The following is a 21,500-nucleotide window of genomic DNA, read 5'->3' as shown; positions in this document are numbered from 1 at the left end:
CGTAGAAAATCATGCGCATCCCCCGGAGGGGCCGTGTCAGCTAAAATTATAACGGAGGACAGAGCAATATGAGTACGGTTATCTTAAGTGCAGACAGCACCTGTGATCTTGGCAGAAAGCTGCAGCAGCGGTATCAGGTGAACTTTTATCCGCTGCACATCCTGCTGGAAGGCAGAGACTATCTGGACAATGTAAATATCTCGACCGAGGAGATCTACCAGGCCTTTTATGACAGAAAGGTACTGCCCAAAACAGCGGCCATAAATGTAGAGGAATACCGGCAGTATTTCGAGAAGCTCACGGCGGACGGGTCGCAGGTAGTGCATATAAACCTGGGCAGCGCCATCTCCAGCAGCTACCAGAACTGCGTGCTGGCTGCCAAAGAGACAGGCAATGTGGAGGTGGTGGACTCCTGTAACCTGTCCACCGGGACTGGGCTGCTTGTGTTGGAAGCGGGCCGGCTTAGAGAGCAGGGACTCAATGCATCGGAGATTGCAGCCCGGCTTAGAGAGGATACGGCCAAATGCCATGCGAGCTTTATACTGGACACGCTCACATTTATGCATGCGGGCGGCAGATGCTCCGCGGTCACGGCATTAGGGGCCGGTATACTGAATCTGAAGCCCTGCATAGAAGTGGACAACCGAAGCGGCGCAATGCATGTGGGAAAGAAATACCGCGGCGGCCTGGAACACGTTCTTGTGAAATATACGAAAGACCAGCTGACCCGTTATCCGAATATCGATACCAGGCATATATTTATCACCCATTCCGGGATCGATCAGGGGCTGATCGACCTGGTTAAAGAAACCATCGGCCAGGTTATGGACTTTGATGAGATCCATATCACCAAAGCCAGCTGCACCATCTCCTCCCACTGCGGTCCTAATACTTTAGGCGTTTTGTTCATGACCTTATAACAACCGTGTTACTGTTCTCAGTTACCGAAAAATTCCCGCGTATGAGAGGGCAGGGTATGGTCCTCATTGGGACCCGCTCTCGCTCCGTGAAGCGCGCAGCGGTACTAATGCTGTAAAATACACAGCAATAAGTACCGGCGGGCTTCAAGGGATCCCTATGAGGACCATACCCTGCCCTCTCATACACTGCTTTATCGGCAGCGTGTGAGCAGTAACACAACCGTCAAACAACCGCCGAAATTAATTCGGATTGTTTTGACTAAAGGCGTAAAATATACTATAATTATGGGAATCATACTTAATATATGGAGGAAATAGAAAATGTCAAAGAAACCTTATTACATTACCACGGCTATCGCCTATACTTCCGGCAAACCGCACATCGGGAATACGTATGAGATCGTGCTGGCCGACAGCATTGCCAGGTATAAACGAATGCAGGGTTATGATGTTTTCTTCCAGACAGGTACGGACGAGCATGGCCAGAAGATCGAGGACAAGGCCAATGAAGCGGGTGTGACGCCGAAGGAATTCGTGGATCAGACAGCGGGTGAGATCAGGAGAATCTGGGATCTGATGAACACCTCCTATGATAAATTTATACGCACTACCGATGATTACCATGAGAAGCAGGTGCAGAAGATATTCCGGAAGCTCTATGAACAGGGCGATATTTATAAAGGATATTACGAGGGCATGTACTGCAAGCCCTGCGAATCCTTCTTCACCGCTTCCCAGCTGGTGGATGGCAGATGCCCCGACTGCGGAGCAGAGGTACAGCCTGCCAGGGAAGAAGCATATTTCTTAAAGCTGGGCAATTATACCCAGAGGCTGATTGACCACATCAACAGCCATCCGGAATTCATTCAGCCGGAATCCAGAAAAAATGAAATGATGAACAATTTCCTTCTGCCGGGCCTGCAGGATCTGTGCGTATCCAGGACCTCGTTCAAATGGGGCGTGCCGGTGGATTTTGATGATAAGCATGTGGTATATGTGTGGATTGACGCACTTTCCAACTATATCACGGGCCTTGGATATGATCTGGACGGCGAAAACGGCAGCCTGTTTGAGAAATACTGGCCCGCTGACCTGCACTTGATCGGCAAGGATATCTTAAGATTCCATACCATATACTGGCCGATCATGCTGATGGCGCTGGGACTGCCACTGCCCAAGCAGATCTTCGGACATCCCTGGCTGCTGATGAATGGCGGCAAGATGAGCAAATCCAAAGGTAATGTGATGTATGCCGATGACCTGACGGATATGTTCGGCGTGGACGCTGTGCGCTATTTCGTGCTCCATGAGATGCCCTTTGATAACGATGGCATGATCACCTGGGAGCTTCTGGTGGAGAGGATTAATTCCGACCTGGCCAACACCCTGGGCAATCTGGTGAACCGGACGATCTCCATGTCCAATAAATATTTCAGCGGCAGTGTGACCTGCACCGGCGCAAGCGAACCGGTGGATGAGGAACTGAAAGCATTCGCCCTTTCCACGGTAAAAAATGTGGAGAAGAAGATGGAGGATCTGCGCGTGGCCGATGCCATCACCGAGATTTTCAATCTCTTCAAGCGCTGCAACAAGTATATCGATGAGACCATGCCGTGGGTGCTCGCGAAGGATGAGACAAAGAAAGACCGCCTGGCCGAGGTGCTGTATAATCTGGTGGAAGGCATATTGATCGGCGCCAGCCTGCTTAAGCCTTATATGCCCGAGACCGCTGACCGAATCGCGGATCAGCTGAACGGGAAGCTGCGGGATATGGAAGAGCTGGATGCGTTCGGTAAATACGAAAGCGGCAGGAAAGTGACCGAAAAGCCTGAAATCCTGTTTGCCCGTATGGATTTAGAGGAAGTGCTGGCAAAGGCGGAAACCGCCAAACCGGCAGCGGAACCTGTTAAAGAGGAAGAACCCGTGATAGATATCGAAGCTAAGCCGGAGATCACGTATGATGATTTCGCAAAACTCCAGTTCCAGGTGGGCGAGATCATTAAATGCGAAGCTGTTCCGAAATCCAAGAAGCTTTTGTGCTCGCAGGTGAAGATCGGCAGCCAGGTGAAGCAGATCGTATCCGGCATCAAGGCATATTATACGCCGGAAGAGATGGTCGGCAAGAAGGTAATGGTGGTTGTGAACCTAAAGCCGGCGAAGCTGGCAGGAGTGCTTTCCGAAGGGATGCTGCTGTGCGCAGAGGACGATAAAGGCAATCTGGCGCTGATGACTCCGGAGAAAGACATGCCTGCAGGGGCGGAGATCTGCTGATATATGGTAACAGTTCGGGCAGCCTTTATGCGCAGCTTTGATGTGCATCGGGCTGTCCGTATTATTTTTCAATAGGAACATACGGCTTAATGATTAAAATCGCTCCGCTTGGGATCGCACTGCGGCAGTCATGGGTGACGGCGGCAATTAGGAGGACTGAGAGATGATATTTGATACACATGCTCATTATGATGATAAAGCCTTTGACAGTGACAGAGACAGCCTGATGAGTCAGCTGCCCGGCGTGGGGATCGGATATGTGGTGAATGTGAGTGCCAGCCTGGCAAGTGTTAAAAGTACCGTCGCGCTGACGGAACAATATCCCTATGTATACGGGGCGGTGGGGATTCATCCCAACGAAACGGAAGAATTGAAGGAGAGCGATATCAGGGATCTGAAGGAAGCCCTGCAGCTGCCCAAGATTGTGGCCGTAGGGGAAATCGGCCTGGACTATTACTGGGACACCCCGGGCCGGGACGTGCAGAAATACTGGTTTGAGCGCCAGCTGGATCTGGCCCGGGAACTGGATAAGCCGGTGATCATCCATTCCAGAGATGCGGCAGAGGATACGCTGAATATAATCAAAGCAAAAGGCGGGGCGGATCACAGGATGGTGATTCACTGCTACTCTTATTCTGTGGAAATGGCGAGAGAATATCTGAATATGGGATATTATCTGGGAATTGGCGGAGTGGTGACCTTTCAAAACGCGAAAAAGCTTAAGGAAGTGGTCAAATACGCTCCACTTGACAGGCTGCTTTTGGAAACCGACTGCCCCTATCTCGCGCCTGTTCCCAACAGAGGCAAGCGGAATTCTTCTTTAAATCTGCCGTTGGTGGCCAGGGCTATTGCCGAATTAAAGGAGATCGATTATGATAGTGTTATCGATGCCGCTTATGGGAATGCGAGAAGATTTTACGGCATATAGGCGATTGCAGCACAGCCGTGCTGCTGCATAAACTGGCGGCGCGGAGGAATACAGTAAGCGGAGGAATACATGAGCGGAGGAATACATGGCGGAACTGGGAAATCCCAAAAAAACAATTGAAATCATACAGAAATACGAGTTTGACTTCCAGAAGCGGTTCGGGCAGAATTTTCTGATCGACACCCATGTGCTGGAGAAGATCGTGCGGGCGGCGGACATCTCAAAAGAAGACTTTGTCCTGGAGATCGGTCCCGGCATCGGCACCATGACCCAATATCTGGCGGAAGCGGCCAAAAGAGTGACTGCGGTTGAGATCGACGACAACCTGATCCCGATTCTGGAGGAAACTCTGAAGGATTATGACAATGTCAGCGTGATACACGGAGATATCCTGAAGCTGGATTTAAACCGGCTGGTGCAGGAGCAGAATGATGGAAAACCCATCAAGGTGGTGGCCAACCTTCCATATTATATTACGACACCGATCATAATGGGGCTGTTTGAGAGCCGGGTGCCGCTGATCAATATCACCGTAATGGTGCAGAAGGAGGTGGCTGACCGCATGCAGGCCGGTCCGGGTACCAAAGACTACGGCGCGCTCTCCCTGGCGGTGCAGTACTATGCTTCGCCCTATATAGCGGCCAATGTGCCTCCCAACTGCTTTATCCCCAGACCCAAGGTGGGCTCATCGGTGATACGGTTGACAAAGCATGAAAAAAAACCGGTGAATGTGGATAACGAAGAGCTTTTCTGGAAGCTGATCAGGGCTTCCTTTAACCAGCGGCGGAAAACCCTCCAGAACGGACTGAACAATTCGCCGGAAATCACCTTGACCAAAGAAACAATTGCACAGGCCATCGAAAGCCTCGGCTGGTCTCCCACTGTGCGCGGTGAGACACTGACATTGGAACAGTTCGCGCAGCTTGCCAACTGCTTAAGCGGTATGGGAGGAAACGATGGCGGAGAGAAATAATGCGTAAGAACAGAAATCTGCTTGAAGGAAATATTATGACGGCGCTGGCAGGACTGGCGCTGCCGATCATGGGCACATCGCTCATGCAGATGGCGTACAACCTGACCGATATGATCTGGATCGGAAGGATCAGCAGCAACGCGGTTGCCGCAGTGGGGGCTTCCGGCATGTATCTCTGGCTGTCCAGCGGTTTTGCGGTGCTTGCCAGGATGGGAGGCCAGGTGCTGGTCGGCCAGTCACTGGGGGCGGACAAGCCGGAACGTGCCATATCCTATGCGAGGGCATCCTTGTGGATGGGAATCATCTGCGGCATGATCTACGGTATTATTGCCGTCATATTTAACGGCCCTCTGATCGGCTTTTTCCGCCTCAACAGCCAGGATGTGATCCGTGATGCGAGAATCTATCTGGTGATCACCTGCGGAGGCGTCGTATTTACGTTTTTAAATCAGATACTGACGGGATTGCTGACCGCCATGGGCAACAGCGGAGTGACTTTCCGCGCCACCTGCATCGGGCTGCTGATCAATGTGGTGCTGGATCCCGTACTGATATTCGGCCCCGGTCCGCTGCCCGCGCTTGGGGTGGCCGGTGCGGCGATAGCGACCGTGCTGGCACAGGTGATCGTGTTTGTTGTCTATCTGCTGATTGTCAGAAAAGATCCGGTCATTTTTTCCAGGCTTCATCTGCTGCGCAGAACAGAGGCGTCCTGCTATCGGGAGATACTTGGCATCGGATTTCCAGTCGCGGTACAGAGCCTGCTGTTTACCGGCATCTCTATGATCATTGCCCGGCTGATTGCGGGATGGGGGGATGCCGCCGTGGCGGTTCAGAAGGTGGGCAGTCAGATTGAGTCCATTTCCTGGATGACAGCGGACGGGTTTGGCAGCGCGGTGAATGCATTTACAGCTCAGAACTACGGGGCAGGCAGGTTAAAGAGAGTAAAAAGAGGATATGCTTCCGCCATGGGCGTTATGATGGCCTGGGGCATTGTCACATCCGCCGTGCTGATCCTGTTTCCGGAGGTTCTATTCCGCATCTTTATCACGGAAAGTGATGTGATCCCTATGGGAATCGATTATCTTAGGATATTGGGAGTGTCCCAGCTGTTTATGTGCACTGAGGCCGCCTCCGCCGGCACTTTCCAGGGGCTGGGGAGGACGGTACCTCCTTCTCTGGTAGGAATCGTGTTTACAGGACTTAGGATCCCTTTGGCCATGGTTCTGGCCCAAACGTCTTTGGGCTTAAACGGCATCTGGTGGAGCATCAGCATCTCCAGCATATTAAAGGGCCTGATCCTGCCCGCATGGCTTTTCGTGTTTCTGCTTTTAAGATTCGGCAGGTCATCCTGTGCAGGAGTATCGGCGAAGGAATAGGGTTAAGCGCGCAGGCAGTGTTCGGTGAAAGAGGAAGCACGCTGAAGTGTATGCAGGTCATCAATCTGCAGTTGGAACATGAAAAGGAGGCCGTATGAAGATCACATATATTCACCACAGCAGTTTTTCGGTGGAACTGGAAAGATCCGTCCTTCTGTTTGATTATTTTGAGGGGGAAATACCGGAATTTGATCCGGAAAAATCGGTTTATGTCTTTGCCAGCCACAAGCATCATGATCACTATGATAAGAAAATATTTGAATTGGCAGAGAGATATCCGCATATCCTTTTTATACTGTCCGGCGATATCTGTATGAACAGTAAATATATGGACCGGATCGGCATCCCCAATCCCGCGCGGGATCGGATCCGATACATCGGGAAAAATGTATCCTGCGAGTACAGAGAAGGACAATCTTCTATTTCCGTGGAGACGCTGGCCTCCACAGATGAGGGGGTCGCCTTTATAGTGAGCTGTGAAGGCAGAAGTATCTACCATGCAGGCGATCTGAACTGGTGGAAGTGGTGGGAAGAAGGGGATGATTGGAACCGCAGCATGGAAAGGGATTTCCTGCGCGAAATGGATAAGATAAAGGGCAGGCATTTTGAACTTGCCTTTCTTCCTCTGGATCCCAGACAGGAAGAGGATTATTACCTGGGCTTTGATTGTTTTATGAAAACAGCACATGCGGACCGCGCATTTCCGATGCACTGCTGGGGCGATTTTTCGGTCATTGACAGATTAAAGAAGGATAGATGTTCTCTGGAATACAGGGACAAAATCATAGAAATCAAAAAGGACGGTGACAGCTATGAGATTTAAATTCGCACACAATAACCTGAACGTACGGGATCTGGATAAATCCCTGGCTTTTTATGAAGAGGCGCTGGGACTTAGGGAAACGCGCCGTATTGAGCCGCAGAGCGGTGAGTTCATCATCGTTTACCTGGGGGACGGGCAGTCGGAACACCTGCTGGAACTGACGTGGCTTAGAGATTTTGACCGGGCGTATGACCTGGGAGACAATGAATTTCACCTGGCGTTTACCGTGGATGACTTTGACGCCGCGCTTGTAAAACACAAGGAGATGAACTGTGTCTGCTTTGAAAATCCGGCCATGGGCATATACTTTATCAATGATCCGGATGGGTACTGGCTGGAGGTGCTGCCTGTAAAAGGCTGACAGCGTTACTGTTCACGGCTGCCATAAACGTCCCGCGCATAGCGGGGCAGCCGTGAACAGTAATCTGACGGCGGCAGCACACAGAAGTGTGCACAGGCCTTAGACCGGTGACAGACCGTATACGGAGAGAAAAAATGGATAAATATGAAATATTAAAACAGTACTTTGGCTATGATTCCTTCCGCGAAGGTCAGGAGGCATTGATCGACAGCCTCCTGGCCGGGAGGGATGTGCTGGGCGTTATGCCCACGGGGGCCGGCAAGTCCCTTTGTTATCAGATTCCCGCTCTGCTCATGAATGGCATCACTCTTGTAATCTCGCCCCTGATCTCTCTGATGAAGGATCAGGTGAGCTCTTTAAACCAGGCCGGCGTTCATGCCGCCTATCTGAACAGTTCCCTCACCGCAAGCCAATACTATAAAGCGCTGGAATATGCAAGGGACGGACGGTATCCGATCATCTATGTGGCACCGGAGCGCCTGGAAACTGCGGAATTTATGGATTTTGCGCTGAATGCCGAGATCTCCATGGTGGCGGTGGATGAGGCGCACTGTGTTTCACAGTGGGGACAGGATTTTCGGCCCAGCTATTTAAAAATCGTGGAATTTATCGAAAAGCTTCCCAGAAGGCCCATCGTATGCGCCTTCACCGCAACCGCCACAAAGGAGGTGCGGGATGATATCATCGATATCCTGATGCTGCAGGACCCGCTGGTTATGACGACGGGCTTTGACCGTCCGAACTTGTACTTCTGTGTTCAGTCCCCCAGGGATAAGTATGCGGTGCTCAAGAACTATCTGGACTGCCATCCCGGCGACTGCGGTATTATTTACTGTCTGACCAGGAAGGGCGTGGAGGAAGTCTGCGACCGTCTGACGGATGACGGATTTTCTGTTACCAGATATCATGCGGGGCTAAGCGATTCAGAGCGGCGTAAGAACCAGGACGATTTTATTTTTGACCGCCGTTTGATCATTGTGGCCACCAATGCCTTCGGTATGGGAATTGACAAGTCTAACGTCCGGTTCGTTGTCCATTATAATATGCCGAAAAATATGGAGAGCTATTATCAGGAAGCCGGCCGCGCGGGCAGGGACGGTGAGCCTTCGGAATGTATACTTCTCTACGGCGGACAGGATGTGATCACCAATCAGCTGTTTATCGATCATAATCAGGAGAATCAGGAACTGGATCCGGTGACCAGAGCGATGGTCCAGGAGCGGGACCGGGAGAGGTTAAGGAAGATGACCTATTACTGCTTTACCAACGAGTGTCTCCGCGATTATATTTTGAGGTACTTCGGTGAGTATGGCAGCAACTACTGCGGCAATTGCTCCAACTGTTTAAGCCAGTTCGAAACGGTGGATGTGACCGATATTGCAAGAAGCCTGATCGGCTGTGTGGAGAGCAGCCATCAGCGGTACGGCACCACAGTGATCATCGACACCGTCCATGGCGCCAACACGGCTAAAATCCGGCAGTATCGGATGGATGGCAACCCGTATTATGCAAAGCTTGCGGATGTGCCCGTATTTAAACTGCGGCAGGTGTTGAATTATCTCCTGCTAAGTGACTATCTGGCAATCACCAATGATGAGTATGCGGTTGTGAAACTCGCACAGAAAGCCCGTCTGGTCACGGAAGAATCGGAGCAGGTCCTGATGAAGATGGCCAAGGAGCAGGAACATCCCGCCAAAGTCAAATCCGAAAAGAAGTCCAGGAAAAGCCTGCCGTCCGGAACACAGTTTACAGAGTCAGAAAATGCGCTGTTTGAGAGACTGCGCGGCTTGCGTACGGACATCGCCCGAGAAGAGAACCTTCCGCCTTACATCGTATTTTCAGACAAAACGCTGGTACATATGTGTGTTGTAAAACCGCTTACAAAAGCTCAGATGCTGACCGTGTCCGGCGTAGGTGAATTTAAATATGAAAAATACGGATTGAGATTTGTGGAGTGCATCCGCAAGGCGTTGGATGATCTGGGGATTGACACGGAGGCAGGAACAGAGCAGGAAGCTGATATTAAAAATCCGGGAGCCGAAGGGGCCATGGTGAGGCCGGCAAAGAAAGGAAAAACAGATTTTTCTATCACGGAGGAAATCTTATCGCAGATCCATTATTCCGATCTTACTTCCCTAAGTGATTTTGTGGGCCAGCTCAATGATCTGCGGGACGATCAGTCCATGAAACGCCTGACGATAAAATCCGTGGAGCAGCAGCTTATTGATGAGGGATACCTGGAGCTGTATTTTGTGAATCAAAGGCCGGCAAAACGGGCTTCGAAAAAGGGAAAGGAATCCGGTATCGTATCCGAAACGAGAGTCAGTGAAAAGGGGAACGAATATGATGTTCTCTTCTATAAGGAAGAGGCCCAGAGAATGCTGATAAAGATGCTTACGGATAAAGGAAAACAGTGAAATGGACAGAAACATGCACTTTTCAATACCGTATCTGCCGCTGCGCCTCCGGCTGGAATGCTGTGAGGCTGCCAGCCTGCCACAATATCTCGGCTCTGCGCTGCACGGCGTGCTGGGATGGACGCTGCTCTCTCACAGACAGGCTTATCAGTACATCTATGAGAACCGGCGCCTGGGAGGCGCCGCCCAGGATATTGTAAATCCCTATATCATAGATCCTCCTGGCTTTCACGGACAGTATAAACCGGGAGATGAACTCTGCTTCCAGATCATACTGATCGGGGAGGCGATGAAGTATTCCGGCGAACTGATACGGGCGTTGATTGAGGGCGGAACCTTCGGTCTGGGCGCTGAGCGAAAGAAGTTCGTGCTGACTGAAATTATGCAGGGAAAGCAGATGACAGATATATGGAAGAAAGGGCAGATGAGTCTGCCGGAGAGAGCGCAGCCGGAGACACTGACGGAAGATGAGACTTTGCCTGAATGCAGCCATTGTTCTATAGCGCTGCGAACTCCGCTCCGCATACGGCGGAAAGGCGCGCTGGTCATGGATTTGGATTTCCCTGCGATCATACGCAACATCACGCGCAGGATGTCGGAACTGACCGCCAGATACGGCGGATTTGTGAATCAGGAAGAGATTCAGCGGCTGCAGGAGCTGACCTTAAAAGTGCAGCGGACATCTTCCGGGTTATATCTGTGTAAAATCGACCGGTATTCCAGCCGCCACGAAGAAAAAATGGACTGGAGCGGCCTGATGGGCGCTATGACCTTTGAAGGTGATCTGGTCCCATTTATTCCCTGGCTGAACGCGGCAGAGGTGCTGCATATTGGCAGAAATGTTACGCTGGGATATGGGAAAATCGATGTGATATTTTGTTGAATCCAGGGGGTGGATGCATTTAAGGTGTATTATAGTGAAAATTTACAGCAAAATTACTAATAATTGTTGATATTTACTTAATTTTGCAGTAATATAAGGATAGATTGCAGAAAGTGTGATTGGGTTGTGGACATAAAAAGTTGATAGAAATTTTGTATGGCGTTTGGTGCGAACCTTAAGTGAACATAAAATTGCCGGGAGGTTCGCACCAAAATAGTTTGTGTGGGGTGGGCAGTTGACTTGGAAAAGTCGGATTTATTTGTTGAAACTGGATAATTGTATGTTTGAATTATGGATTGGGCGAAAATGATGTGTGTAATATTGCGAATTTTTGCAGTCGCTACCTCGCGGTAGCGTGGATTGAAATCGGTTGGCGGGTTGCTCGATTGGGCGGTGGATGGTCGCTACCTCGCGGTAGCGTGGATTGAAATCTAGCCATGCGCTATTATTATACATTTTTATACCGTCGCTACCTCGCGGTAGCGTGGATTGAAATCGTTTACGCTGATTCCGCCATCATGGATCACCGTAGTCGCTACCTCGCGGTAGCGTGGATTGAAATATCCGCACCAAGCTGTAAAACCTGATCCAAAGCAGTCGCTACCTCGCGGTAGCGTGGATTGAAATACCTGCATCATTAAGACGATAAACGCCCCCCGAACGGTCGCTACCTCGCGGTAGCGTGGATTGAAATAGATGTTCAGGCGGCGATCCTGGAGGCAATGCAGTCGTCGCTACCTCGCGGTAGCGTGGATTGAAATGATACCAAGAAACGAACAAACAAAAGAACTTAAGTCGCTACCTCGCGGTAGCGTGGATTGAAATATGCAGTTTACAAGCATATTCCCATGCTACCTCTGTCGCTACCTCGCGGTAGCGTGGATTGAAATTCCCGGTTGATGATATAAATGTCGGCCGGCGTGTGTCGCTACCTCGCGGTAGCGTGGATTGAAATTGCGTTCCACATCTACATATATGACCGGGCATGTGTCGCTACCTCGCGGTAGCGTGGATTGAAATAGAAAACCGTACAAATACAAGAAAGGAGGATGATTGTCGCTACCTCGCGGTAGCGTGGATTGAAATACACATAGCAAACGGCAACAGCATTTCCAAGGGAGTGTCGCTACCTCGCGGTAGCGTGGATCGAAACCTAGCTAGCAGTGGCGGGTGTACGATATTATTAATCGTCGCTATTTCGTGGCAACGCAGACTGAAATGTCACAGGCGTATCACGCCAAATTACAATATGTAATTTCTAAAATTACACATACGCTGCCTATACACCAGAAATATATTTGCCATACGAAAGCTACACAATCCATATCTCTCCACACTAAATTTTACCCAGCCCAGCAAAGAAAAAAGAGCACAAAGAAACCTTGTCTGAACCAGCTATTTCATGTATACTGTATTCTATCAGCACATAACGCCGCAATCATTTCGGCAAATAGGAGGTGACCGCAGATGGACAGCTATGCTACTTTTAATGATGTTCTTGTCAGGCTATTCAATGAGATCATGGACATAGAAGAAAGAGCGATTATCACAGAAGAGTTTAAAGACATAACGAATAACGATATGCATGTGATCGAAGCGATTGGAATCAGTACGATGAAAAATATGTCGACGATAGCCAGGGCGCTGTCCGTTACGGTAGGAACGCTGACCATATCTATGAACAGCCTGGTAAAAAAGGGCTATGTTGTCAGAAACCGAAGTGAAAAGGACCGGAGGGTGGTATATATTTCCCTCACAGAAAAAGGACGAAAAGCATACAGACACCATGAGGAATTCCATAAAAAAATGATTGATGCGATGACAAAGGACTTAAGCCAGGAGGAAACCCAGGTTCTTGTCAAAGCATTGACAAATCTGCGGGTATTTTTCCGCGGCTATCCCATAGAAGAAACACCGTAATGAATACCGTTTATTACAATAAAAGAAAAGCAGGTGCGTGACTGATCCGTCATCAGTTTATGCACCTGCTTTTAACATTTCATAATAGGTTCTGTCAGAATTTAAATACGGCGGTCCCATATCCAGGCAGAGGATAAGCGATGGAATACTGTTTTCCGTCACAATCCCTCTTTTGGGCGGTATACACATCCTTAGGATCACTTTTCTCATGCAGCCCCCGGGTTTCATCCAGCAGAAGTGTGTATTTCCCCCTCCTGGGAACACCCACACGGTAATTGGGGCGGGCAACCGGAGTGAAATTGCAGATAAACAGGAGATTGTTTTTCCCGTTTTTACTCTTGCGGATAAAACTGAATATGCTCCGTTCCGAGTCATTGCAGTTCATCCATTCAAAACCGTTCCAGTCACTGTCCATCACATAGCAGGCAGAGTACTTCCTGTACAGATGCAGCAGGCCCCTCACATATTTTTGGAGATCCGCATTTTTCTCCTCCTTGATCAGATACCATTCCAGTTCTGTTTCCTCGTTCCACTCTTTCCACTGACCGAAATCCTGTCCCATAAACAGCAGTTTTTTGCCGGGATGGCCGATCATAAAGGTGTATCCTGCTTTCAGACAGGCGAATTTCTCATCATATTCTCCGGGCATCTTACCCAGCATGGAGCGTTTTAGATGGACAACCTCATCATGTGACAGTACCAGAACAAAGTTCTCGCTGGTGAAATAGGTGAGGCCAAAAGTCATTTGATGGTGGTGCCCCTTGCGGAAAAGCGGATCCAGCTTCATATACTCCAGGAAATCGTGCATCCAGCCCATATTCCATTTAAAAGTGAAGCCAAGACCGCCGTCTTCCGGTGCGTCGGTGACCTTCGGCCATGCGGTGGATTCCTCGGCGATAACCATGACACCGGGAGAACGGCGTTTCATAACACTGTTTAAATGGCGGAAAAATTCAATGGCCTCCAGATTTTCATGGCCGCCGAATTTGTTGGGGACCCACTGCCCCGCCTCTTTGCCATAGTCGAGATACAGCATGGAGGCAACGGCGTCGACACGCAGCCCGTCGATATGGTACTTGTCCGCCCAATACAAAGCGTTTGCGATCAGAAAGTTGGATACCTCATGCTTGCCATAGTCAAATATTTTAGTTCCCCAGTCCGGATGCTCTCCCTTGCGGGGATCGGCATATTCATAGGTGGGAGTTCCGTCGAAATCGGCCAGACCGTGAGCGTCTCTCGGAAAATGGGCAGGAACCCAGTCCAGTATGACCCCTATACCATTTTTGTGCAGGTGATTTACAAAATACATGAAATCGTCAGGGGTGCCGTAGCGTGAGGTAGGCGCATAATAGCCGGTTACCTGATACCCCCAGGATCCGTCAAAGGGGTGCTCGGCGATACCGATCAGTTCCACATGGGTGTAGCCCATATTTTTTACATAGACAGCCAGCTCTTTGGCAGCTTCCCTGTAGTTATAGTAAGCATTCTCATTCTCCGCGTTGAGATGGCGTTTCCAGGAACCGAGATGCACTTCGTAAATGGACATCGGAGATTCCTGACGGTTTTCACGCAGCCTCTTTTCCATCCATTTATCGTCGCTCCATTTAAATCCTGACAGATCCGCAGTAATGGAGGCTGTTCCGGGGCGGTATTCTGCATGAAAAGCATAAGGATCTGCCTTGTAAAGCAATTTCCCATCCTGTGTTGTGATAGCGTATTTATACATCCCACCTAACGGAAAATCCGGAAGAAAAGTCTCAAATACGCCGGACTCCTGCACAGAGACCATCGGCGATGCATCGGTGTCCCAATGATTGTAATCGCCTACCACATGTACCGCCGCAGCATGGGGAGCCCAGACGGAAAAATACATCCCCTTTTTTCCGTCAAGTTCTTTAGGATGAGCGCCCAGCTTTTCATATATTTCGTAATGCGTCCCCTCTCCGAACAGATAACAGTCCAGATCCGAAAAAAAACCTGTGTTTTTTCCCATAAGAATTCTCCCCGCTATAATTTTATAATAAAACTCTGATAAGGCTCCATGTGGAGTTTGAGTTTTCCGTTTTCCACCGGAACAGTCTGGCCCGTCAGCAGATCCATAGGCTGTGCCTCACCGGACAGCGGAACGAAGATATCTGCCGGCGCTTCATCGATATTGACCGCGGTAACAACCCGGCTGTCATTTCTGGCCCGTTCATAGGCATACTGCCGGTTGGTGAGCAGCAGTTCCCTGTAATTTCCACCGTGAAACGCAGTTTCCTCACGGTGGATTGCCGCGAGCTTCCGTATATAATCCGTCAGTTCACTGCGGGATTTCTGCGCCTGCCCGGATGTCAGCGCCGGACGCAGCGAGTCATCGCTGGTGCTGCTTCGCATCCCTTCCATCCCCCATTCCGATCCGTAATAAACCGACGGAATTCCGGGTAAAGTGAACAGCATGGTATAAGCTGTGTAAATGTGGTGCCTGTTTTTAAGTTTGCTCATGATCCGGTCCTCATCATGGTTATCCAGAAAGGTGTAAAGATCCAGACCGCGGCTGGTTTCATTCACCTGCCGGCGGATGGTATGGGCAATCTCAAAACAGTTATAGTCGTTGTGTCCGCTGTACAGCCCTTTGTGAAGTTCATAATTCGTGACGGAATGCAGCATCTGCGGGTTGGCCCAGTTAGAATAAATGCCGTGGATCACTTCCCCCATCAGCCAGAAATCCTCCCTGACGGAGTCACAGTGTAAACGAAGCGACTTCATAAAGTCGAAGTCCAGTACATTTGCACAGTCTAAGCGTATCCCGTCAATATCGAATTCCCTGATCCAGTAAGATACCGTATCCAGCAGATAGCGGACCACTTCGGGATTTTTAAGGTTGAGGACCGGCAGAACATAATGACCCTGCCATGCCTCATAAGTGAAAGGATCACCCATAGGGCTTGCACAGTCAAAACGGATCCCGCGATACCAGTCTTTATATCCGGAATCCCATTTATGCTCCTGAATGTCCCGGAAAGCAAAAAACCCCCTGCCGGTGTGGTTAAAAACTCCGTCCACCACCACGCGTATGCCGGACTGGTGGCAGAGAGATACAAATTGACGAAAATCTCCGTTATCGCCCAGACGCCTGTCAACAGACCGATAATCCCTTGTGTCATAACCGTGAGTGGAGGATTCAAACAACGGACCGATATAAACTGCGCTGCATCCCAGCTCTTTAATATAGGGAATCCAGCTGATTAACTCATTGAACCTGTGAACGGTTTCCAAAGAGGTGTTATCCTTTGGAGCCCCGCATAATCCCAGCGGATATATATGATAAAACACACTTTGCTGATACCATCTGCACATAAAAAATCTCCCCTGATGTTGTTATGGTAAAGACAATGTTACTGCCTTTATCATAACAACATCGGGGGAGGGTGTCAATAAAAATATGACCAACGGTCAGGTGTTCAGCTGCTTTACCCTGCGCAGCAGAAACTGGTATTTCAGCTGGGCGGCCTTGATTTCATAGATATAACTGTCCACCAGCGCCGGATCGCAGGCCTCCGAAAAATTCACCTGTGAGGATTCCAGTATGGACTTTGTACGTTCGATTTCGGACAGCAGCAGGCTCTTTTCGTCCAGGGATGGCTTTTTCTCTTTTTTCGAATGATTTTTAAGCAGCATATAGAATCTCTCCCAAAATTATCTATCTGATATCATTATAGTCACCAAAATAAGATTCTATACAATTATGGATGGAAATAGCAAAAAATTATTAATAAATATTTTGTATACGAAACGAATAAAAGCGGCGTCAGACAGGGTGCTGTTTGTGTAACAAAGACAAATGTACTAAGTAAGCACATGCTGTTGTGACTTGTGCGGTAAAACATCGGCTGAAATTATGAAATGTCACCTGGCGCGCCGGATAGCCGCGGCTTGACAAAGCAGAAGTTTTATAAGATAATAATCAGCACCCGATGAGAAAAAGCAGTGATTGATTTCTTTATTCACCTGATGCAGTCGGGGGCAGTCATGGCCTGATCAGGCAATTATCCCATATATAATAACATAAATTCATCGGCAATGTGGAAGCATACGGATGAATGCGCAGGTCATCAGCTTTTGGCTGGCGGCATGAAAGAGGACGCACATGAAAAGTGTGCGCAGGTCATCAGTCTCGGCTGGTGACATAAGAAAGGAGGAGTGCAGGCATGCGCTTTATCGCTGTTCTCGATCAGGAGCCGGAGTATTCGGTCCGGCTGGCCGACTACATCGGAAGAAAGCAAAATTCCGCGTTCACTGTATGTGCGTTCACGGATGCCGCACTGTTGGAGGAACGCGCAGATAAGCAGGAGATCGATCTGCTCCTGGTATCGGAAAACGTGCTGACTGACCGGATACGTGAACTGAAAAACATACGGCGGATCGTGATCCTGACAGAGGAACGCACGGGCGCCGTAAAGGCGGAGTTCCCTGTTGTCTATAAATACCAGTCCTCCGACGGGGTGGTGAAGGAGGCGCTGGCCTGCTATGCAGCACAGAACCAGGAAGCGCTTTTGGGTCTGCATGTGATGAAACATGCTGCCGGGCTGACAGGCGTATATTCGCCGGTCAAGCGCTGTCTGAAAACAACCTTTGCAGTAATCTGCGGATGGATACAGGCCAGAAAAGGGCGGACACTTCTGATAAGCTTTGACACATTTTCCGATTTTAGCAGGCTGTTTCAGAGAAGCTTCAGCTATGATCTAGCGGATATCTTATATTATTACCGCAATGACAGCTGCTGGTATGAACAGGCGGCACACATGCTGGAAAGCATAGACGGCCTGGATATCATTGCTCCGTGTGCCTGTCCGGAGGATATATGGGAGTTAAAGGCGGAAGATATCGGCGAGTTTGTCCGGCAGATGGCGGTTTACGGAGGCTATGAGTCGGTCGTGCTGGATATCGGAGAAGATTTCAGGGAACCGGTCAGGCTGCTGGAACAGTGCGACCGCATTTATATGCCGGAAAGAGAGGATGAGGTATCGGCTGCAAAGATGCAGTCCTACCAGTCCTATCTGGCCGCCAGAAAGCTGACGGCCCTGGAGGAGCGTACGGTGCGCCTTAGATTTCCCAGACTAAAGAGATCAGAGGGACGGGGCTGCTGGTTTGAACAGGTTATGTGGAGCAATGTCGGCGGATACATCAGGGACGTCTTACAGGACGGCGGAGGAAGCGGCTGATGGAGGAACTGGTAGCCGGACTCAAGGAGGCAGTCATGCGTTCCGCCGATATTTCCCGGGAATTGCCGGACGACCTTCTCTATAAAAATATCGACAAAGCAATACTGGATGCGGGCAGGGAAAATATGCTGACCTTAAGCGAGCGGACCGAACTGCGCCGGCGGCTGTATGCGGCCATACGGGGACTGGATGTGATTCAGGACCTGGTGGATGACTGTGAGATAACGGAAATTATGATCAACGGGCCGGAGGATATCTTTATAGAAAAACACGGCCGGATCGCGCGCTGCCCCTGCCGCTTTAGTTCTCCGGAGAAGCTGGAGGATGTGATACAGCATATTGTATCCGGCGTGAACCGGGTCGTCAACGAGGCTTCACCCATCGTAGATGCGCGGCTTACCGACGGATCCAGGGTGCATGTGGTGCTGCCGCCGATCGCTTTGAACGGACCTGTGGTGACGATCCGCAAATTCCCCAAGTCCCCCATTACAATGAAACAGCTGGTGGAGTGGGGGGCGATCACATATGAAGCCGCCGCCTTTTTAGAGCTGCTTGTAAGGTCTGGCTACAACATATTCATAAGCGGCGGCACCGGATCGGGCAAAACCACTTTTTTAAATGCACTGTCTGGATTCATACCGGAAGATGAACGGGTAATCACCATCGAGGACTCTGCGGAACTGCAGCTTTCGGGTATTCCTGATCTGGTGAGGCTGGAAGCAAGAAATGCCAGCCTGCAGGGATCCGGCCAGGTTTCGATCCGCGACCTGATCCGGGCCAGCCTGCGCATGAGGCCGAACCGGATCATCGTAGGAGAGGTCCGATCGGGAGAGGCGCTGGATATGCTTTCTGCGATGAATACGGGACATGACGGTTCCCTCTCCACCGGACATGGAAACAGCCCTGCCGATATGTTGAACCGTCTGGAAATGATGGCATTGATGGGCGCGGATCTGCCGCTGGAGGCGATCCGGGGGCAGATAGGCTCTGCCATAGATATTTTGATTCATCTGGGGAGACTTAGGGACCGGAGCAGGAGAGTCCTTTCCATAACGGAGGTAACTGGTTACGAAAACGGAAAAGTCAACATGCATCCGCTCTATGAGTTCAAGGAGTGCGGGGAAGAGGAAAACGGCAGGGTCAGAGGTGAACTCAAAGCGACGGGCAATAAGCTTGAAAACACCCAAAAAGCAGAGGCCGCGGGCCTGTGGAAGCAGGGGCAGGAAAGGCTTCCGGAGAACGGGCAGAATGCTGGCTGACCTGATAAGAGGGTATGTGATCTCCGCATGTTTTCTGTATGTATTTTATGGAAGTACGGTTCTGATCCTCGCGGCGGCTCTGCTGCCGGCGGTATTTCTCGCGAAAGAAATGAAACGGCGGAGGAAAGAAAAAGACGGAGAGGAACTGCTCCTGCAGTTTAAAGACTGCATCATGGCGGTATCAGCCTCCCTGGAGACCGGTTATTCCATGGAAAATGCGATGCGGGAAGCGGAGAAGGAGATGAAAAGGCTTTACGGAGCGGAATCATCCATGGCTCTGGAACTGTCGCGCATGGTCAGGCAGCTGGAACTGAACAGACCTGTGGATGAGGTATGGCGGGAATTCGCTGACCGCAATCCAAGGGAGGATATCGTCGTCTTTGCACAGATTTTTTATATCGCGAGAAGGATGGGAGGAGACCTGACTGCGGTGATCCGCCGAACTTCAGATACGATAGGGGATAAGCTCGGCGTACGGGAAGAAATAGTTACGCTGACAGCGTCGGTAAAACTGCAAAACAGGATAATGAGCCTGATGCCGTTAGGAATCATCCTCTATATGAATGCAGGGGCGGGTGGTTTTCTGGATATCCTCTATACCACGGCCCTTGGGAGGGTGATCATGACAGTCTGCCTCGGCCTTTACCTGGCGGCACTGTATCTGGCGGATAAGATATCGGGAATCGAGGTGGGACTGTGATTTGGATAATCTCGTTGGCGCTGGCGGCCATGCTTCTGTTTATACTTCTTACCTGCCGGCACGACAGACAACTTTTCTGCATGCTGGACCGGCACGCACACCCGCTGCGCTGTTTATACCCCTGTGGCTGGTATCTGGCACAGCATCTGCCGGTAAAAACGGCTTTTAATAAGAAACGCTCACGGCTGCAGAGCCTGCTTTATAAGCAGGACGTGGAGTGGGAACTGAAGGTGTATGAGGGAAAACGCATGGCACTGTCCATTGCGGCGGTGGTATTATCCCTGGTTTTATCCCTGGCGTATGCCTGCAATTTGGCCGCCGCGGCCCGGCCGGATCCGGCAGACGGGCTGGACAGGCCGGGGTACGGAGAGGCGGACCGGGAATATCTGCTGGAAGTGGAAGGATTGGGATCAGAGCCTGCAAAGCTGACAGTTGAAATTCCGGCAATGCAGTATGCAGGTTCACAAATCGGTGAAATCATGCGTCAGGCAGGCGATGCGCTAAGAAATCTGATGCTGGGAGAAAATCCGTCTGCGGATGAGGTGCGTACGGATTTGATCCTTCCGGCCACGGTGAAAGGAACCGGCATACAGGTGGAATGGTCGGTGGAATATACGGACTGCCTGGATGCGCTGGGACATGTGAACAACGGCCAGTGTCCTGAGGAAGGGCAGCTTGTGTGGCTGGAGGCTGTATTAAAATATCAGGAATATGAGTATACGGAGAGGATTTATGTGAGGGTGATGCCGCCTGTCAGGTCAGAGGAGGAGAAAGCTGCGGCAAAGCTTAAGGCAAAACTGGAACAGCAGGCGGAAAAAGCTGCGGATGAGCCGCTTGTCAGGCTCCCTGACAGCTTTGAGGGAAAACGGTTAAAATACAGCTTTCCTAAGGACCGTACGGGGTGGGAGACGCTGCTGGTACTTGGTATAGCCTGTGTGGTGCTGCCTGCCGTATCCAGCGACCAAAAATTAAAGCGGCAGCAGGATGAGAAGCAGAAGCAGCTGCTGGAGGATTATCCTTCTCTGGTGGCGAAGCTGACCGTACTGATCGGGGCCGGAATGACGGTGCGCAGGGCATGGGAACGTATATGGGCGGATTACACCGGTACGGAGGCGGCGTCAGACAGGGGAAAACGGCCGGCCTATGAGGAGATGGGGTATGCGCTTCACTGTATGGAGGGCGGCATGTATGAAAACAGTGCGTACAGGGCATTTGGACAGCGCTGTGGGCTGTACTGCTATATTAAGCTTGGAAACTTGCTGGAACAAAATCTGAAAAAGGGCAGCAGGGATTTGCTTCTGCTGCTTAGACAGGAATCCGAAGCGGCGTTCCGGGAGCAGAAGGATCATGCCAGGCGGCTGGGGCAGGAAGCGTCCACCAAACTGATGCTGCCCATGTTTATGATGTTTGGAATCGTAGTAGCAATTGTAATCGTGCCGGTGTTTTTATCTTTTCAGTTTTAGTA

At 50.4% G+C, this 21,500-nt stretch carries 17 protein-coding genes and 1 CRISPR repeat array; of the genes, 14 read left to right on the top strand and 3 right to left on the bottom strand.

Going from position 1 to position 21,500, the window contains the following annotated elements:
• Nucleotides 1-68: 68 nt before the first annotated feature.
• From DWZ56_RS18055 to DWZ56_RS18010, 10 genes are all read left to right on the top strand, one after another.
• Nucleotides 69-920, top strand: coding sequence for a DegV family protein (locus DWZ56_RS18055; protein ID WP_118558005.1), 852 nt, complete (start codon nucleotides 69-71; stop codon nucleotides 918-920).
• Nucleotides 921-1,241: 321 nt separating this feature from the next.
• Nucleotides 1,242-3,191: a methionine--tRNA ligase gene (gene metG, locus DWZ56_RS18050; RefSeq protein ID WP_118558004.1), complete on the top strand. Its 1,950-nt coding sequence runs from the start codon at nucleotides 1,242-1,244 to the stop codon at nucleotides 3,189-3,191.
• 163 nt (nucleotides 3,192-3,354) lie between these two features.
• On the top strand, nucleotides 3,355-4,119 hold the full coding sequence (locus tag DWZ56_RS18045; protein ID WP_118558003.1) for a TatD family hydrolase: 765 nt from the start codon (nucleotides 3,355-3,357) through the stop codon (nucleotides 4,117-4,119).
• Nucleotides 4,120-4,204: 85 nt separating this feature from the next.
• Complete coding sequence (gene rsmA, locus DWZ56_RS18040) at nucleotides 4,205-5,092, top strand: 16S rRNA (adenine(1518)-N(6)/adenine(1519)-N(6))-dimethyltransferase RsmA (protein WP_118558002.1); 888 nt, start codon at nucleotides 4,205-4,207, stop codon at nucleotides 5,090-5,092.
• Entirely contained in the window at nucleotides 5,092-6,468 is a 1,377-nt protein-coding gene (locus DWZ56_RS18035; RefSeq protein WP_118558001.1) for an MATE family efflux transporter, read from the top strand. Before rsmA ends, DWZ56_RS18035 begins: the two co-directional genes overlap by 1 nt.
• Nucleotides 6,469-6,562: 94 nt before the next feature.
• Nucleotides 6,563-7,291, top strand: coding sequence for an MBL fold metallo-hydrolase (locus tag DWZ56_RS18030; protein WP_118558000.1), 729 nt, complete (start codon nucleotides 6,563-6,565; stop codon nucleotides 7,289-7,291).
• On the top strand, nucleotides 7,281-7,652 hold the full coding sequence (locus DWZ56_RS18025; RefSeq protein WP_118557999.1) for a VOC family protein: 372 nt from the start codon (nucleotides 7,281-7,283) through the stop codon (nucleotides 7,650-7,652). The genes DWZ56_RS18030 and DWZ56_RS18025 overlap by 11 nt, the downstream gene beginning before the upstream one ends.
• A 134-nt stretch (nucleotides 7,653-7,786) precedes the next feature.
• Nucleotides 7,787-10,069 carry a DNA helicase RecQ gene (gene recQ / locus DWZ56_RS18020; RefSeq protein ID WP_118557998.1) on the top strand — a complete coding sequence of 761 codons (2,283 nt, stop codon included), beginning with the start codon at nucleotides 7,787-7,789 and terminating at the stop codon, nucleotides 10,067-10,069.
• A 1-nt stretch (nucleotide 10,070) separates the two neighbouring features.
• Nucleotides 10,071-10,952: a CRISPR system precrRNA processing endoribonuclease RAMP protein Cas6 gene (cas6, locus tag DWZ56_RS18015; protein WP_118557997.1), complete on the top strand. Its 882-nt coding sequence runs from the start codon at nucleotides 10,071-10,073 to the stop codon at nucleotides 10,950-10,952.
• A 336-nt stretch (nucleotides 10,953-11,288) separates the two neighbouring features.
• Nucleotides 11,289-12,105: direct repeats of the CRISPR family, unit length 31 nt; unit sequence GTCGCTACCTCGCGGTAGCGTGGATTGAAAT.
• 314 nt (nucleotides 12,106-12,419) lie between these two features.
• The gene (locus tag DWZ56_RS18010; RefSeq protein WP_118557996.1) at nucleotides 12,420-12,872 is read left to right on the top strand and encodes a MarR family winged helix-turn-helix transcriptional regulator; all 453 of its coding nucleotides are present in this window, start codon (nucleotides 12,420-12,422) and stop codon (nucleotides 12,870-12,872) included.
• 94 nt (nucleotides 12,873-12,966) lie between these two features.
• On the opposite strand, the gene glgB is transcribed toward DWZ56_RS18010, so the two are convergent.
• The 3 genes from glgB to DWZ56_RS17995 all read right to left on the bottom strand — a co-directional run bounded on the left by glgB (nucleotide 12,967) and on the right by DWZ56_RS17995 (nucleotide 16,532).
• Complete coding sequence (gene glgB / locus DWZ56_RS18005) at nucleotides 12,967-14,865, bottom strand: 1,4-alpha-glucan branching protein GlgB (protein ID WP_118557995.1); 1,899 nt, start codon at nucleotides 14,863-14,865, stop codon at nucleotides 12,967-12,969.
• A 14-nt stretch (nucleotides 14,866-14,879) separates the two neighbouring features.
• Entirely contained in the window at nucleotides 14,880-16,211 is a 1,332-nt protein-coding gene (locus tag DWZ56_RS18000) for an alpha-amylase family glycosyl hydrolase (protein WP_118557994.1), read from the bottom strand.
• Between the two features lie 96 nt (nucleotides 16,212-16,307).
• The gene (locus tag DWZ56_RS17995) at nucleotides 16,308-16,532 is read right to left on the bottom strand and encodes a YaaL family protein (RefSeq protein WP_118557993.1); all 225 of its coding nucleotides are present in this window, start codon (nucleotides 16,530-16,532) and stop codon (nucleotides 16,308-16,310) included.
• 530 nt (nucleotides 16,533-17,062) lie between these two features.
• Here DWZ56_RS17995 and DWZ56_RS17990 point away from each other — a divergent pair.
• Genes DWZ56_RS17990 through DWZ56_RS17975 form a run of 4 tightly spaced genes read left to right on the top strand, consistent with a single transcriptional unit; the run spans nucleotide 17,063 to nucleotide 21,498 of the window.
• Complete coding sequence (locus tag DWZ56_RS17990) at nucleotides 17,063-18,076, top strand: hypothetical protein (RefSeq protein ID WP_118557992.1); 1,014 nt, start codon at nucleotides 17,063-17,065, stop codon at nucleotides 18,074-18,076.
• Nucleotides 18,076-19,335 (top strand): CpaF family protein, encoded by a 1,260-nt coding sequence (locus tag DWZ56_RS17985; RefSeq protein ID WP_118557991.1) that lies wholly within the window; start codon nucleotides 18,076-18,078, stop codon nucleotides 19,333-19,335. The genes DWZ56_RS17990 and DWZ56_RS17985 overlap by 1 nt, the downstream gene beginning before the upstream one ends.
• A complete protein-coding gene (locus DWZ56_RS17980; RefSeq protein WP_118557990.1) occupies nucleotides 19,325-20,035 on the top strand; it encodes a type II secretion system F family protein in 711 nt (236 codons plus the stop codon). Before DWZ56_RS17985 ends, DWZ56_RS17980 begins: the two co-directional genes overlap by 11 nt.
• Complete coding sequence (locus DWZ56_RS17975) at nucleotides 20,032-21,498, top strand: hypothetical protein (RefSeq protein ID WP_147369448.1); 1,467 nt, start codon at nucleotides 20,032-20,034, stop codon at nucleotides 21,496-21,498. The genes DWZ56_RS17980 and DWZ56_RS17975 overlap by 4 nt, the downstream gene beginning before the upstream one ends.
• The last annotated feature ends 2 nt before the right edge of the window (nucleotides 21,499-21,500 follow it).

It is taken from the genome of Lachnotalea sp. AF33-28, from assembly GCF_003477885.1.
In the GTDB taxonomy this organism is placed as follows: domain Bacteria; phylum Bacillota; class Clostridia; order Lachnospirales; family Lachnospiraceae; genus AF33-28.
This window is presented reverse-complemented; position numbering and strand designations above follow the sequence as displayed.